9 protein-coding genes are annotated in these 16515 nt (G+C 32.4%); all 9 read right to left on the minus strand.

The features are described 5' to 3' along the window. Positions 1 to 6: 6 nt before the first annotated feature. Complete coding sequence (locus tag APS56_RS03015; RefSeq protein WP_054724649.1) at positions 7 to 2601, minus strand: glycoside hydrolase family 3 C-terminal domain-containing protein; 2595 nt, start codon at positions 2599 to 2601, stop codon at positions 7 to 9. 18 nt (positions 2602 to 2619) lie between these two features. After that, the gene (locus APS56_RS03020) at positions 2620 to 4014 is read right to left on the minus strand and encodes a glycoside hydrolase family 30 protein (RefSeq protein ID WP_054724651.1); all 1395 of its coding nucleotides are present in this window, start codon (positions 4012 to 4014) and stop codon (positions 2620 to 2622) included. Positions 4015 to 4021: 7 nt separating this feature from the next. Continuing rightward, on the minus strand, positions 4022 to 5653 hold the full coding sequence (locus tag APS56_RS03025; protein WP_054724653.1) for an alpha-L-fucosidase: 1632 nt from the start codon (positions 5651 to 5653) through the stop codon (positions 4022 to 4024). A gap of 27 nt (positions 5654 to 5680) precedes the next feature. Further along, on the minus strand, positions 5681 to 7201 hold the full coding sequence (locus APS56_RS03030) for a sulfatase family protein (RefSeq protein WP_054724655.1): 1521 nt from the start codon (positions 7199 to 7201) through the stop codon (positions 5681 to 5683). 48 nt (positions 7202 to 7249) lie between these two features. Next, positions 7250 to 8845, minus strand: coding sequence for a sulfatase family protein (locus APS56_RS03035; RefSeq protein WP_054731106.1), 1596 nt, complete (start codon positions 8843 to 8845; stop codon positions 7250 to 7252). A gap of 38 nt (positions 8846 to 8883) precedes the next feature. Further along, the gene (locus tag APS56_RS03040; protein ID WP_054724657.1) at positions 8884 to 10188 is read right to left on the minus strand and encodes a sugar MFS transporter; all 1305 of its coding nucleotides are present in this window, start codon (positions 10186 to 10188) and stop codon (positions 8884 to 8886) included. Positions 10189 to 10701: 513 nt separating this feature from the next. Next, a complete protein-coding gene (locus APS56_RS03045) occupies positions 10702 to 11886 on the minus strand; it encodes a PNGase F N-terminal domain-containing protein (protein ID WP_054724658.1) in 1185 nt (394 codons plus the stop codon). Beyond that, positions 11883 to 14102: a GH92 family glycosyl hydrolase gene (locus tag APS56_RS03050; RefSeq protein ID WP_054724660.1), complete on the minus strand. Its 2220-nt coding sequence runs from the start codon at positions 14100 to 14102 to the stop codon at positions 11883 to 11885. The genes APS56_RS03045 and APS56_RS03050 overlap by 4 nt, the downstream gene beginning before the upstream one ends. A 63-nt stretch (positions 14103 to 14165) precedes the next feature. Next, on the minus strand, positions 14166 to 16502 hold the full coding sequence (locus APS56_RS03055) for a glycoside hydrolase family 20 protein (RefSeq protein WP_054724663.1): 2337 nt from the start codon (positions 16500 to 16502) through the stop codon (positions 14166 to 14168). Between the last annotated feature and the right edge of the window lie 13 nt (positions 16503 to 16515).

Below are 16515 nucleotides of genomic sequence, written 5' to 3' on the forward strand. Positions count from 1 at the left end.
ATGTGCTTAGTTTAATATTTGTAATTCAATTGTTTTAAAACTGTTCGAATCTGGACCTATTCCAATATCAAAAATTCCTGGTTCTACTATTTTTTTGTGCTGAACAATATCAAAAAATGACAAATCTTCAGGAGTAATTTCAAAAGTTACTGTCGTTGACTTTCCTGGTTTTAATGAAATTCTTTTTATTCCTCTTAGACTTTTTAAAGGTCTTTTTACCGAACTCTTAACATCTCTTACATATAATTGTACTACGTCCTCTCCTTCAAAATCACCTGTATTGGTAATAGAAACTGAAATTTCACAAGACTCATTTGCAGCCATTTTTGTCTTAGATAATTTTAAATCTCCATAATCAAATTGGGTATAACTTAGGCCATATCCAAAAGGATAAAGCGTTTCGCCATCAAAATAGCGGTACGTTCTTCCTTTCATACTATAATTTACAAATGGGGAAAGATCTTTTACTGTTTTGTAAAAAGTAACTGGCAACCTTCCTGAAGGGTTATAATCTCCAAACAATACATCGGCAATAGCATTCCCTCCAAGCTCGCCAGGATACCAAGCCTCTACAATAGCTGGTAAATTATCGTTCTCCCAATTAACTGCTAAAGCACTTCCATTAAGTAACACTAAAACTACAGGTGTTCCTGTTTCATGAAGTGCTTTTAATAATTCTTTTTGTACTTCTGGTAATTCAATATCGGTTTTATCACCACCATCAAAACCTTTTGAGTTTACTGGCATTTGTTCACCTTCTACACCCGGAGAAATTCCTCCAACAAAAACAACAACTTCTGATTTTTTTGCTAATTCTATGGCTTTATCAAAAGATGATTTTTGTTTAGAAGCCCACATGAATTTTAATTTTGCAGGATAACCTTCGTGATAATATTTAATGTTTACTTTGTAAGACTTTCCTTTTTCTAAGTAAACAGTTTCTTTAAGCACTCTTCTTTTTGGTCTATCTGAATTGTCTACAATTACTTTTCCATCAATTTCTAAAGTATATGCTTTATGATGACTTTGTAATCCTAAATCATAATCACCAGAAATTTCTACTTTAATATTTCCTATATATTCTACTGCAAATTTAGCTTCATCTAATCCTTTAACAGGGCTTAAGTTCCAATTAGAGTTAATAACTTTTTCTACTCTGGTTGCAACTGGTTTTCCTGAAAAATCATGATTATTATAATAAGTTGCTTGTAACCCTGTTTCATCACCAAAACTTAAAAATTCTGCAGAAACTAAAGACATTGTAGGTTCTTTAGAAATTAATTTTGTACCAGCTTCATAATATACTTTTGTATCTTTTGAAACCTTATTTTTAATACCATCTAAAGGAGTGAAGTATTGCGATGGAAAACCATTGTAGTTTCCTAAAAGCACTTCCAAATCATTTGCATTAGGCCCAATAACTGCTATAGATTTTAAATCTTTTTTTAACGGTAAAGTTTTATTTTCATTTTTTAATAATACTATAGATTTTTGAGCAGTTTCTAATGCTAAATCTCTGTGCTTTTTAGAACTTACCACATCCATAGGAATACTTGCATAAGGTACAATTTCTGCAGGATCGAACATTCCTAATTTAAAACGTGCTTTAAAAATTCGTTTTAAAGACACATCTATTTCTTCTTCAGTAATATCGCCAAAAGCCACAGCTGTAATTAAATATTCATAACGAGAACCACAGTTTAAATCGCAACCAGCTTTTACAGCTACAGCGGCAGCTTCTTCTTTAGAATCTACATAATTGTGATAATCATGAATATCTCTAATTGCATTACAGTCTGAAACAACAAATCCATCAAACCCCCAGTCTTTACGCAAAATTTCATCTAATAACTGATGACTTGCACAACATGGTGTACCCATATATCTGTTATAAGCTGCCATAATAGAGTATGCTTTACCTTCTTTTACAGTAGCTTCAAAAGCAGGCAAATAAGTATCATATAAGTCTCTTTCTGTAGTAGCTGCATCAAAAAAATGTCTTTCTGGCTCTGGACCACTGTGTACTGCAAAGTGCTTTGGCGTTGCAACTAATTTTAAGTATTTGTCATCATCTCCTTGTAAACCTTTTACAAAACTAATTCCCATACGAGATGTTAAATAAGGATCTTCTCCATAAGTTTCTTGTCCACGACCCCAACGCGGATCACGAAATATATTTACGTTTGGTGTCCAATAAGTTAAGCCTTCATATCTTTCAAAAGAATTATTACGCAAAGCTTCGTGATGTTTTGCTCTAGCTTCATCAGAAATTACAGTAGCAGATTCTAAAATCAACTCTTCATCAAAGGTAGCGCCTAACCCAATTGCTTGAGGAAACACTGTAGCTTTACCTGCACGCGCTACACCGTGTAAAGCTTCATTCCAATATTCATGAGCAGGGATATTTAAACGTGGAATTGCAGGTGCATCATTCATCATTTGACCTACTTTTTCTTCAAGAGTCATTCTTGATACTAAATCGTCTACACGTTCATCAAAAGATAATGATGTATCTAAATATGGTAATTTTTCTTGTGCTTTAACTAATGTTATTGCTATTAAAGCTAGAACTAATAATATATGTTTTCTATTTTTTATCACTTTAAATTTTTCTTAGGGTTATTTATAATTTACTTCTACTACCGAAATAGAATTTGCCGGAATATCTACAATTTGAGCTTGATTATCTTTTAACCAAATGTCAAAAGTTTTTATGTTGTTTGATTCGTTTTTAATAAACAAGTAAATGTTATTTTCATCTTTAAGCGTAATTGTATCGCCATACCAAGATGCAGAAGCTACACGTTTCATACCTGGTTTCATAAACCTTCCAAAAAGTGCCATTGTAGCATAATCTGGATTATACGTTACTGTTTTATCTTTTCTGTTGATTTTGATTAAACTGTTTTGTTTCCATCCCCATCCACTTGAAGAATCTTCATTTAAAATCATATTCCAATAACAAAAATTTGGCACACCATGATTGATAAAACTAGCAACTTCATTAAATCTAGAAAATGCTTGATTTACACTATTTTTAGCACCGTAGCAATTACCTTCGGTATGTAAAAATTTAATATATGGGTAAACCGCTTGCATGTTTTCTACTTGTCTAGCATTCATGTATTGTACACCAATACCATCAACCGCTTCTCTCCATGTTGTATTTGAAACAAACTCTAAACCATCTAAACGTTTTGCTGTACGGAACGAACCTGCCCAAATTTCTGCTGGTATATTATCTTTTTCGAACTGTGGACGTAAATAGTTAATTACGAACTCGCCCATTTGCTCTGGTGACATGTGGCAAGACGGGTATTTTGTTGAAATATCCTGTTCGTTTTGAATGACAATTTTATTTACTGTAATACCTTCTTTAGCATAGGCATCTACGTATTTAGAAAAATATGTAGCGTAAGCTTTGTAAATTTTCGGATCGTCTTTTAAAACGTTTTTCTCTGGAAATTCTTCACCTCTATCCATTAACCCCGATTCTTTCATCCAACCTGGAGGACTCCAAGGCGATGCAAATAATTGCATGTCTGGATTGTACTTATAAGCCATTTGAATAAAAGGAATTACGCTTGTACGTTCTCTTTCTATAGAAAAGTTTTTCATTTTAAAGTCGTTTGCAACTTCACTATAACTGTAAGCATCTATACCAAAATCACTAGCACCAATAGCTGTTCTGCACACTGTAAAATTTGCTCCATTGGCATCAAAAAGATTTTTCATAACCTCATTTTGCTGTGCTTCACTTAAAGACATTAATGCTTCTCCTCCTATTTCATTGAAAGCACCACCAATTCCTGTTATGGTTTGAAAAGATATATCTGGATAAACTCTAACAGAAATACCTTTTCCTTCAGATTTTGCTTCTTGAGTTTTTATAGGGTTTGAAGCTATGTTTTCCCCTTCAACTAATTTCACATAATGCACTTTAGCATTACCCTGAGCATGTATTGATAATGATATTGATAGAACAGTCGTTAACGTTAAAACGATCTTTTTCATTTTTTCTTTACTTTTTAAATTCCGCTTTTAAAACTACAGGATAACTATCCCCATTTACAGTAAGCATATTTATAGTTAATCCGTTATTAGTTTGTTTAAATGAAACTTTTCTGCCGTCGTATAATTGTGATAAATCTTTTAAAATTCCTGGATTGACTTCACTCGATTTAGCAAAAGAAGGAATTACAAACTCGCCTCCTTTAGGATTCATTACTATAATGTAAAAATCGTCTCCTTTTGTTGTAAATCTAACTTCATCATTAGCAAAAGCAGGAGTTGCTGTAGTACGTTGGTTAAAATGCTCGCCATGTTTTTGGTTTTCTGTAGCATTTCTAAGTTCTCCTTCAACAGTTTCAACTTCTTCACCTCTTACACTTTTACCATCCCCAAAAACTTTCCAAGGACGTGTGCCATAAATAGCTTCACCATTAATTTTTAACCAATCGCCAACGATAACAACACTCTTTTTTATTTCGTGCGGAATAGTTCCATCAGGGTTTAATTCCATGCTTAATAATAAATTACCATTTTTACTAACCGCTTCAATTAGCATTTCAAGAATAGTACGTGCATTGTGTGTTAAATGGCGATCTTTTTTGTAAAACCAATCTGTAAATGTAATTTCGGACTGCCACGGATATTCTCGTAAAGTATTACTACCACCAGATTCCACTTCGTTTACAGTACCTTTTGCTTTACGCTTTAAAAGCATTACCGCATCAATTTTACCGTTTTCACTTAAACTATTATTATAAAGTTTACGAGTAACTTCTTTGCCGTAATCGCCGTAAGTAAAATTGAATCCGTCATTATATAATAAATCTGGTTTGTATTTATCGACTAATTCTATGTGACGTTTTAGCCAGTTTTTCTTAATATCTTCAATAATTTCTGGTGTACGATCTTCTGGAGCTGGACCGTATAAATCTTTTGGATCTAGACCTTCCCACCATTTTCCTTTGCCATCTGCTTTTGTTAAACGTGCATCGTAAGGAACACCTACGTATTTTCCTTCTTTATCTGAACCAAAAGCCGGTTTCCACCAATTTAAAAAACGATCGTCGTGACTGGTAACTCCAAATTTTAAACCTGCATTACGAGTAGCATTTTCAAACTCACCAATAATATCTTTTTTAGGACCAACATTTACAGAATTCCAAGGATGGTAAGACGAATCAAACAAATCAAAATGATCGTGATGATTAGCTAAAGCAACAATATATTTTGCTCCATTTTCTTTTGAAAAATTGATTAAATCCTCGGCATCAAAATTTTCTGCTTTCCACTCATTAATAACATCTTTAAAACCAAATTCTGATGGATGTCCATAAGTTTGTAAATGATACGGATTGGCCATTTTTCCAAATTTTTGTTTGCCAACATCTTTCATATACATATGGCGTGCATACCAACCACCTCCTTGCTCAGGTACCGCTTGTGGCCCCCAATGAAACCAAATACCAAACTTAGCATCTCTAAACCACTCTGGGCATTCATACTGTTCGGCTAATTCATCCCAGGTAAAATTTCTTGTTTCTTGAGCTATTATGTATTGATTTACAGTAAAAAACATTAAAAAATAAATAATAAGCTTACTAAAAGTTGATAAAAACTTAATATTAACAAATAGAAAATTCATGAAATATTATTTTTTTAAATTATGTGTTTATAAATTATTAAATAAACCGAATTCTTTTTTGGATAAATCAGCGGTATCACCACTTTCTATAATCAATTGCTTAAGCTCTACCAACAAATCCTCTTTTATACTTTGATAGTTTTCTTGATCAATCAAATTTTCAAGCTCCCATGGGTCATTTTTGAGATTAAATAATTGGTAAGTATAAATATCTTTATTAGAACTCACTATTAATTTAAAATTGTCTTTGCGAACAGCTCTGTGACCACCACTGTTATTAACTTTTGAATTATACACTTCATTTGGCCAAGAATTATATGCATAAAACATACTACTTCTTACTTCTTTTACTTCTTTTTTAATTACAGAAGTTAAATCTTTTGTTTGAACAGATTCAGGGATTTCAAGTCCTGTTAAACCACATAATGTTGGAAAAATATCATGCAAATAAGCCAATGCATTTGTTTTTTGATTCTTAGGTATGTTAGGTCCACAGAAAACTAAAGGTACACTTACACTATGCTCATAAACATTTTGTTTACCTAACAAACCATGTTGACCTAAAGCTAAACCATTATCTCCTGCTAAAACAATTATGGTATTGTCTGCGTGACCTGAAGCTTCTAATGTTTTTAATATACGCCCAATTTGGGTGTCTGTAGCTGTTATCATGGCATAATAGTCTGATATCTCTTTTTGTACAACAGCTTCTGTTCTTGGAAATGGGGCTAAAATTTCATCTCTAATATGATCATCTGCAATTTCAAAAGGATGTTGTGGCATAAAATTTTCTGGCACAGCAATGTTCTCAACGGGATACATATCATGAAATTCTTGTGGAGCCGTACGTGGATCGTGAGGTGCTGTAAACGCCACATACATTAAAAAAGGTTTTTTATTTTTATAGTTATCTAAAAACCCTATGGCTGCATCCGCAAATACTTCACTACTAAATTTTTCTTTATTATTATATGGCTCAGACCAACCTGATTCTGGAGTGTAATCTATTACTTTTGTTCCAAAATGCGTAGTCATCCCTCCTAAAAATGCAGACTTAATTTGACTAAAGCCCCGTTCTAACCAAATTTCTCCATTATGTTGTTTTCCTGTAGCAAATGTTTCATAACCATTAGCTTTAAAATATTCTGGAAAGGTTAATTTATCACTTTTACCTCTTTCTTCTCTTGGAAAAGCAAATTGTGCATATACATTGGCTTCTATATTAAAATAATGACGCCCCGTCATTAACATAGCTCTACTTGGCGAACAAACAGCCGCAGTTGTTGCTCCTAAAATATAGGAGTTTGTAAATGATGTGCCCTTATTAACTAACATATCCATATTAGGTGTTTGAACATCATACTTCCCCAATGCCCCAATAGTTCCACCTCTTTGATCATCTGTAAACAAAAAAAGTATGTTTGGTTTTGTAACAATTTCAACTTTACTTTTTTGATCTTTACAACCTAATATAGTAACCAATGTTATTATGATTATTGAAAAACTACAATATCCAATAAACTTTTTTACTTGGGTTTTAGCTAACATATTTACAATTATTTATTACGTTTGATACGTTTTTAATTACCTCTTTTTTTAATGTTCTATATTTTTCGCAGTAAGATAGTGTTCTAAATTTTTTTTATTAAGTTCATCACTATCACCATATTTTGTTCTCATTTTTTCTAATTGTTTATGCATATCTTCTTTTACGATTGCATAAGCTGGGTCGTTATAAACATTACTCATTTCTGAAGGATCTTTTTCTAAATCATATAATTCCCATTGTTCCATATCATAGTAGAAATGAATTAACTTATAACGATCTGTTCTTACCCCATAATGACGCTTAACATGATGTTCCCCTGGAAATTCATAGTATGTATAATAAATAGCATCACGCCATTCACTTGCTTCACCTTTAACCAGTTTTCTAAAGGATTCCCCTTGTATATCTTTTGAAATTTCAACACCTGCATAATCTAAAAATGTAGGAGCAAAATCTAGATTCTGAACCAACTCATCAATAACTGTTCCTGCCTTTATTTCTTTAGGATATTTAACTAAAATAGGAGTTCTAAAAGATTCCTCATACATAAAACGCTTATCAAACCAACCATGCTCTCCCAAATAAAAACCTTGATCTGATGTATACACAACAATAGTATTTTCTTCTAAACCATTTTCTTTTAAATAATCTAAAACTTCACCTACTCCATCATCAACAGATTGAATAGTACTTAAATAATCCTGCATATATCGATTATACTTCCAAAGTGCTAATTCTCTACCCTCTAAATTTCTGGCTTTAAAATCAGCAATAATAGGGTCATAATAATTATCCCAAACCTCCTTTTCGGCATCAGTCATCCTATCGTATTTTTTTTGGAACATTCCCCGATACCTAGTTTTAATATCACCTTCTTTATCTAACATTTTAAGATCATAGACTAAATCCATATCTTTTAAAATACCCATTTCGTGTTTTGCTGCGGCTGGTCTTCCTTCATAATCATCAAAGAAATTTGCAGGCGGATCAAAAGTTTTATCACTAAATAATGTTAAATACTTTTCTTCCGGCATCCAAGTTCTATGTGGTGCTTTTTGGTGATACAACATTAAAAAAGGTTTATCTTTTTCTCTTTTGTTTTCTAACCAATCTAAGGCTATATCAGTTGTAACCTGAGTTATATAACCTGGATATGTTTTTTTTACACCATTTTCAATAAAATCTGGAGCATAATACTGACCTTGGCCTGGAAGTACATTGGAATAATCGAAACCTTGTGGCAATCCATCTAAATGAATTTTACCAATCATGGCAGTTTGATATCCTGATTGTTGAAGTGTTTTGGCAAAATTATCTTGGTCCCAATTAAATGGGCTTATATTATCTACTTTACCATTTACAAAACTATGCTTCCCGGTTAGCATTACAGCTCTACTTGGTGCGCATATAGAATTTGTTACAAATCCTCGATTAAAAATAGCGCCCTCATTTGCTATTCTATCTATATTAGGCGTATTATTTATTCCATGACCATAAGCACTAATTGCTTGGTAAGCATGGTCATCACTCATTATAAAGACAATATTAGGTTTTTGAGGTATTGTTTCTTTCTTTTCAGCCTCATGTTTACAACCAAAAGATAACAGCAACAACGATAAAACGACTAAATAAGATTTATTCATATTTCTATTTTTTAATTTTTTTTTCACCATTTTATTTATTATTTCCTTCCTAATTTATGTCCCCATACAGCAAAGAATAAAATAATGCTATAACATGGAATTAATATCCAATAACTACTTGTTGCTGCACTTGCTGTTGCTTGTATTTGGTCTATTCCACTTAGCATTAGTTCATTTTTGTTAGCATCTACCAACCTACCGTATAGTGGAGGAATAATTGCTCCTCCTGAAATTGCCATGATTAATAAAGCCGAGGCTGTTTTAGTAAATTTACCTAAACCCTCTAATGTTAAAGGCCAAATAGCTGGCCAAACCAAAGCATTTGATATCCCTAAAGCTGCCACAAATAAAACCGAAGTAAACCCTGTGGTATTTAAAACACAAAAACTAAATACGATTCCCAAGATGGCACTTACTACTAAAGCTACTTTTTGCTTAACATATTTTGGAATCAAAAATACGCCTAAAGTATAAGTCGCAACCATAGCCATAAGCGTATAGGTAGTGAAAAATTTTGCTTCTTCACCAGTAAACCCTAATGATATACCATAAGCAATAATAGTATCTCCCGCAATTACTTCAGCTCCAACATATACAAATAAAGCTAAAACCCCTAACCATAAATGAGGAAATTGAAAGATGCTTGTTTTTGTCATTTTACCCTCAGCAAAATCTTCCGACTCTTCTGCTTCAACATGTGGTAATGGCGCCATTCTAATTAAAAAACCTAAAATAAATAGCACTAATGCCATAACTAAATAAGGCACAAAAACGCTATCAGCCATGGTATCTAAAAGCAAACTCTTTTCTTCTAAAGTGGCATTCCCTAATTTTTCTTTAACTTCATCTATTCCTGATAATAATAATGCTCCAAAAATTAAAGCTCCTAATGCTCCTGCAGTTTTGTTAGCTATTCCCATGATTGCTATACGTTTAGCACCACTTTCCATTGGCCCTAAAATAGTAATATATGGATTAGCTGCTGTTTGCAGAAGTGTCATACCAACTCCTTGAATAAAGATTCCTGATAAAAACACCCAATACGTTCTTGCCTCTGCTGCTGGGATAAAAACCAAAGCACCTACTGCCATAATAATCAGCCCTAAAGACATCCCTTTTCTATAGCCAATTTTATTTAAAATATAAGATGCTGGCAAAGCCATTAATACGAATGAAATATAAGATGCAGAAGCCACTAAATAGGATTGTGCGTCTGTTAACTCATTGATTGTTTTCATAAAAGGAATTAACGCTCCGTTAATCCAAGTAACAAATCCAAATATAAAAAACAGGCCTGCTATAATAACTATTGGAACTAAATTGTTTTTGGTTGTTGACTGCATATTCTTTGTTTTTATATCGTATTAAAATTCATTTATAAAAAATCTAAATATTCATAATGTTATTAAATAGCATCTATTAAAATATTATCCTACCATATAAAAACTCAACAACACTCACAACATGCGTGGTATTTACTGATTAAAAAATATAATAAACTGAAATAGCCTATATCATTTTTTTACTATCAGATTAAATTTCATCTAACCTATTTTGCGAAAATACAACGCCATTATTTTATAGTTTTAAACTTAATAATTTAAGTTTAAAAAAAGTTTATTATTTGTTTGAAAAGTAAGTCAAATAAGTATTTTATTTAATCAAATTCAAGATTGGTAAAATAAAGGGAGAATTGATTGTAACTCTCCCTTATATTAAAAATACTAAACTAAAAACAAACTATGATAAAGTAAGTAACATAAAAAGACACACAAAAATTAGTTCGACGAATAACACGCCTGAAAAGACGTTGGTGGAAAACACATAAAAATGGTTTTATTTTATGTCTAAAAAAACTATTTATCGTAGGTAATGTATGCGGAAACTAACCAATGATTAGACTTATTTTTTTCAGCTTTAGTAGCGGGTATTTTTATTGTTAAAGTATGTTTTCCTGAATCTAAATCACCCAATTCAACCGTAAAAGGCGCTACCTTCGAACCTGGGCACCAATTTGATCTTGATAAATCTGAAGAAGCAAGACGCTCTTCTATTTCTTTTAACCTGTATTCTTTAGTTTTTCTATCCCTATAATAGGTAGAATCTTTTTTTAACCAAACACCTGAGGTTGGATTGAACCTTCTAAATGAAGCACAATCATCGCGCCAAGGAATGGTATCCAAAACCAATTGCTTATTAAAATAAACACTATTTTTAATTTTAATAAACTCATCACCCCCACTGTGTCCTCCATGACCTGTTGTTATATAATGCAGTTTTGCATTTTTTAAATCTTTATCTAAATTAAAAGTATAATCTAATGGGGCTTCAGCAAAAAAATGAGGCAACCCCTGACCTTTTACATAATTGACTGCATTAACCAAAGGCAGCACCTCTCTTTGTTTTTTAGCTCGATTAGAATATATAAGGTTTAAATCAAATTTATAGCCCTGTTTGGTCCAAGCATCTATCCAAACCCCAATATAAAACGTGCCCGTAACAATGCTCCCTAAATCCGATATATCTTGATTCCAAACCACTTCTTTTTCCCATGTAGGAATGTATACTGGCTTTCTGTATTTAATTTTATCATTGCTATAATATCCCACTCCAAAGGGTGTCATAAAGCGCAATGCTTCAACAACAGGCTTATAGTTTTCAGTTGCTAATACACCACCATGTTTTTCACTCATATAAGACGCTTCAGGAAATGTCTTTTCTCCTTTAGAAACATTTAAAATAGAAATTTGATTCGGGTCTGTCACTACAAAACAAGAGCCAGATTTATCCCATTTATCACCATTGGATCTTAATGAAAGCTTTATCGACACATCGGTTCCTTTTGGAAATTTCGGTACCGTTACTTTTTTTAAAACTACCCTACCCCCTTGCAATCTTATTACATCTGCTTCTTGAAGGGTATCAGCTTTACCAAAATTAATTAACTGATTTTTAAAAACAACTTTTTCTATGGCATCTTGAGATACTATTTTTTGACAATAAATAAGAAGCATTAGAAATAAGATTAATTTTGTTTTCATTTTAAATTGATTTTTAATTTTGAGCCTTTTACTAAATCTGAATGATTAATAAAGTATCCCTTATGGATTTTATTATCTAATTGAATAGTCTCAATTACTCCTCCTTTATTACCTGTTTTTTCAATGATCAATTCTTTTCCTTTATAATATTCTGAATGTAAAGCAATGGTTATTTTATCAAAAACAGGAGAAGTAATAGCATATATAGGTTCACCTGGAGAAACAGGATAAAAGCCCATCATACTATAAATTAGCCAAGCAGACATAGTACCCGTATCATCATTTCCAGGAAGTCCAGCAGGTTTATTTTGAAAATATTGACGAATTAGTTTTGAAACCATTTTTTGAGTTCGCCATTCTTCACCTTTCACATAATTGAATAAGTAAGGATAAGCAATATCTGGCTCATTGGCCATATCAAATTGTTTTGTATCAAATACTTTTTGTAGTTGTTTACTAAAAGGTTTTGGTCCACCCATTAATTTCATTAACCCATTTATATCATGCGATACCATAAAAGTATACTGCCATGCATTACCTTCAATAAAACCAATGTTTTTAGTAAAATTAGCCCCTGCTAAAGGGTCAAAAGGTTCATACCAACTACCATCATCATTTCTGGGACGTAAAAGTTTTAAATTATCATCAAATAGGGCTCTATAAGATATAGAACGTTTAATAAACCTTTTATAATCTTCTTTTTTATTTAGTTCTTTTGCAAGTAAAGCGATTGAAAAGTCTGTTATATTATATTCCTGTGTTGTAGAAACAGAACCTCCTTGATCAGAGGTTAAATATCCTTTATCGATATAGTTTTTTATACCTGGTCGAAGCGGATTATTATCAATAGCATCAGCACTTTTAACCATAGCTTGATAGGCTTTTTCAACATCAAAATCTTTAATCCCTTTTAAATAGGTATCCGTTAAAATAATGCCTGCAGGATCACCCACCATAGTGGTTGTTTCCGTAGCGTTTAATTCCCATTTTGGTAGCCAACCACTTTCATCATAAATATCCAACATACTTTTTACCATATCTGACTGCTGTTTTGGGTACACCAAAGACATCAAGGCATGTAAATTTCTATATGTATCCCAAAAGGAAAAAACAGTAAAGCGTGTTCCTTCTGTTTTTAATGTTTCCCGAGTTGCCATTTTAGGATACTCCCCATTATAATCATTAAGAATATTTGGATGAATTAACGTGTGATATAGAGCTGTATAGAAAATAGTTTTATCATCTTGAGTGCCTCCTTCTACTTTTATTTTAGATAAATTTTCATTCCACGATGAGACCGTTTGCTTATAAATTTCATCAAAAGACAAATGATGTGTTTCCTTTTCTAAATTTTCTCTGGCATTCTCTATACTTATATATGATACCCCTACTTTAACTTCAATTTGTGTAGGTTTATCAAAATTATATGTAAAATAGCTCCCTATACTATCACCAATAACTTCTTTTTGATAACCTTCCATCAATCGTGTTTTACCATTGTAAGTCATCCATTTTGCTTCTTCTCCTATATACGTACGAGGTGTTTTCCAAACTCCAAAAGATTCTGCTGGTTTACTAAACTTTGCTACAAAATAAACAGGATATGCTTCTTCGGGTTTGTAATAACAAAAAGACCCAACAGTTCGCATGCCTTCTATTTCTGTAGGTGAAACAATTTTTATGGAAGCCCCTTCTTCATTAGTTAAACCTAAACCAAGATTTAATAATATATTGGATTTACCTTTAGGAAATGAATATCTTGAAACACCCGATCTGGGTGTTGCTGTTACTTCAACTTTTGTGTTGTATTTTTCTAATACTGTACTATAATAACCAGCTTTGGCTGTTTCATTGGTATAATTACTCCCATAATTTAAGTGATTTGTTTCCACATCACCTGTGGTTGGCATGAGTAAGATTACACCTAAATCTGGACAACCAACACCACTTAGATTAACATGTGAAAATCCAGTTAAAAAAGTATTTTCATTAACGTATGGATTTGATAACCAGCGACTGTCTTTTTCTAAAATATTTTGCTTACCCGCAACATTAAAAGGCGAAACACCAACCATCCCTCTTGGAGCAATTGCACCTGGATTGGTAGCTCCAAAATTGGATGTGCCAATAAATGGATTTACATAATCTGTAAAATCCTGTGCGTTCACGGCTAAAACAAGTGTTAAAATATATATTGTGAGAATTTTTTTTTTCATAAAAATGAATATTAATAGGCTATTTTACGAGAACTAATATGATTTTTTAGCATTATACATCCTTTAGTCAATTAGAATTTCATCTACAAATATCCATCCTTCATTACGTTCTCTGATATTATTTGACAAGCTGATTTTTATTTTCACAAACCTTGTGTTTAGTGTATCAAAAGGTAATATAAAATCTTTTAACTCTGGATTTTCATTTAACACAAATAATCTATTAAAAGATGTTATTTCGTTGAATATTTCACCATCGTTTGAAACAAAAACTTGAATTAAAGTTGGATAAAAAATACCATTTTTTTGGTTTTCCATACTCCCAACTGTCACTTGGTTAATTTCTTTTTCAGTTTCTAAATCTATTGTAACATCTACACCCGAATTTAACCAGGCTTGCCATCTACCATCTCTAAAATTCTTTGTGCCCCTTAAAGTATTTACCAAATTAAAATCTCCAGCACCTTGATACCGTTCGTTAAAATCTGTATTATACATTACATTATTCGCCACACCTTTATGAAATTTAATAGTATCTTGAAAAATGTCGCCAAATAAAACATCATCTTTAAACAACCCTGCTTTTACAGCTGTTGTTTTAGATAAAATAATTGGTTCAACAAAAGGTTTTGAATTGTTGTCTAAAGCTTCATCATTCAAAGCATATTTGATATTCGAATTTGGATATTCATTGTGTAAAATTAATGATACCGTTTTATTTTGAACATCAATTTTCATATCTGATGTAACAATAAAAGAACTTTTAGCATAATTAATACCTAAATAATCATAACGCTGAAACATAGATATTAAACGGTTTGAGAAATCATCCCAATTTCTTGATGCTTTTGGACTCCATACAGTTTCAGATAAAGCTGCTAAACGTGGAAAAATCATATACTGCGAATGCGGTTCAGTAGATACATGCTCAGCCCAAAGGTTGGCTTGACCACCTAAAACATGATTGGCTTCTTCCTCTGTCATAGAATCGACAACTGGATCAAATTGATACACCTTACTTAAAGTTGTAACACTGCCCCCTGCTACGGGTTCTTGTTCTGGAGGACCTTGATAGTAATCAAAATAACAAAAATCTGTTGGTGTCATAACAACATCATGACCTTGTCCTGCCGCTTGGAGCCCACCTTTAAATCCGCGCCAACTCATAACTGTAGCGCCTGGTGCTAAACCACCTTCTAAAATTTCATCCCAACCAATAAGCTTTTTCCCTTTAGAATTAATAAATTTTTCCATTCTTTTTACAAAATAACTTTGAAGTTCTTCAACATCGTGAAGCCCTTCTTGTTTCATTCGCTTCTGGCAATGTGGACAAGTTTTCCAATTGGTTTTAGTTGCTTCATCCCCTCCAATATGAATATACTTTGAAGGAAATATATCTATAACTTCCATCAATACATCTTCCAAAAACTCAAAGGTATATTCCTTTCCTGCACAATAAATATCGGTTATTGGCCATAGCGCTCCTGATGGAACTCCTATAGGTTTTTCTAAACATGATAACTCAGGATACGCAGCAATAGCACTTGATACATGAGCTGGCATTTCTATTTCTGGCACAACTTCCACACCTTTTAATTCGGCATATGCGACAACCTCTTTTAGTTCTTCTTGGGTTAAAAATCCGCCATAGGTACCTTTCTCTTCAGGACTGTTTGTTGCTCTTTTATTCCATGGCATGTGTTCTTGATCAACACGCCAAGCACCAACCTCAGTCAATCTTGGGTGTTTTTTTATTTCTATTCGCCAACCGTGGTCATCTACTAAGTGAAGGTGTAGCACATTCATTTTAAGTAATGAAATGGCATCAATAGTTTCTTTAATATAATCTTTATCAAAAAAATGACGCGATAAATCTAACATTAAACCTCGCCATTTAAAACGCGGACTATCTTTTATTTCTATATTAGGAATTTGCCAAACAATATCTGAAACCTGTTTTTTACTCTCTATAGCTGTAGGTAATAACATTCTCAAAGATTGCACACCGTACAAAAAACCTGAATAACTTGATGCTGAAATGCTAATATTATTTGACGTAACACGCAAAGTATACGCTTCATTTTTAAGCGAGACATCCGTATTAAAAACAATATAGTTATCATTTGTTTGCTCTGAGACAACTTTTAAATCCCAATTATTAACCGTTTTAAATTTATCGATTAATAATTGAGCCGCTGTTTCTTGAGAATTATCTGTAACAACAAACAGGGTATTTTTATTAAACTCAAAAACACCAGAATTTACTTGTAGACTTTCTACTTTTGGGATAATTTTAATGTCAGCTTCCGTAAAAAATTTATCCGTTTTTAATCCACATGAACATAATATTAAAAGAAATGCTAATACTGTTAAAAATTTTAGACTAAAACTATTTTTCATTCTTATCAAATTA

This window comes from Pseudalgibacter alginicilyticus, assembly GCF_001310225.1.
GTDB classification, from domain to species: Bacteria; Bacteroidota; Bacteroidia; order Flavobacteriales; family Flavobacteriaceae; genus Pseudalgibacter; species Pseudalgibacter alginicilyticus.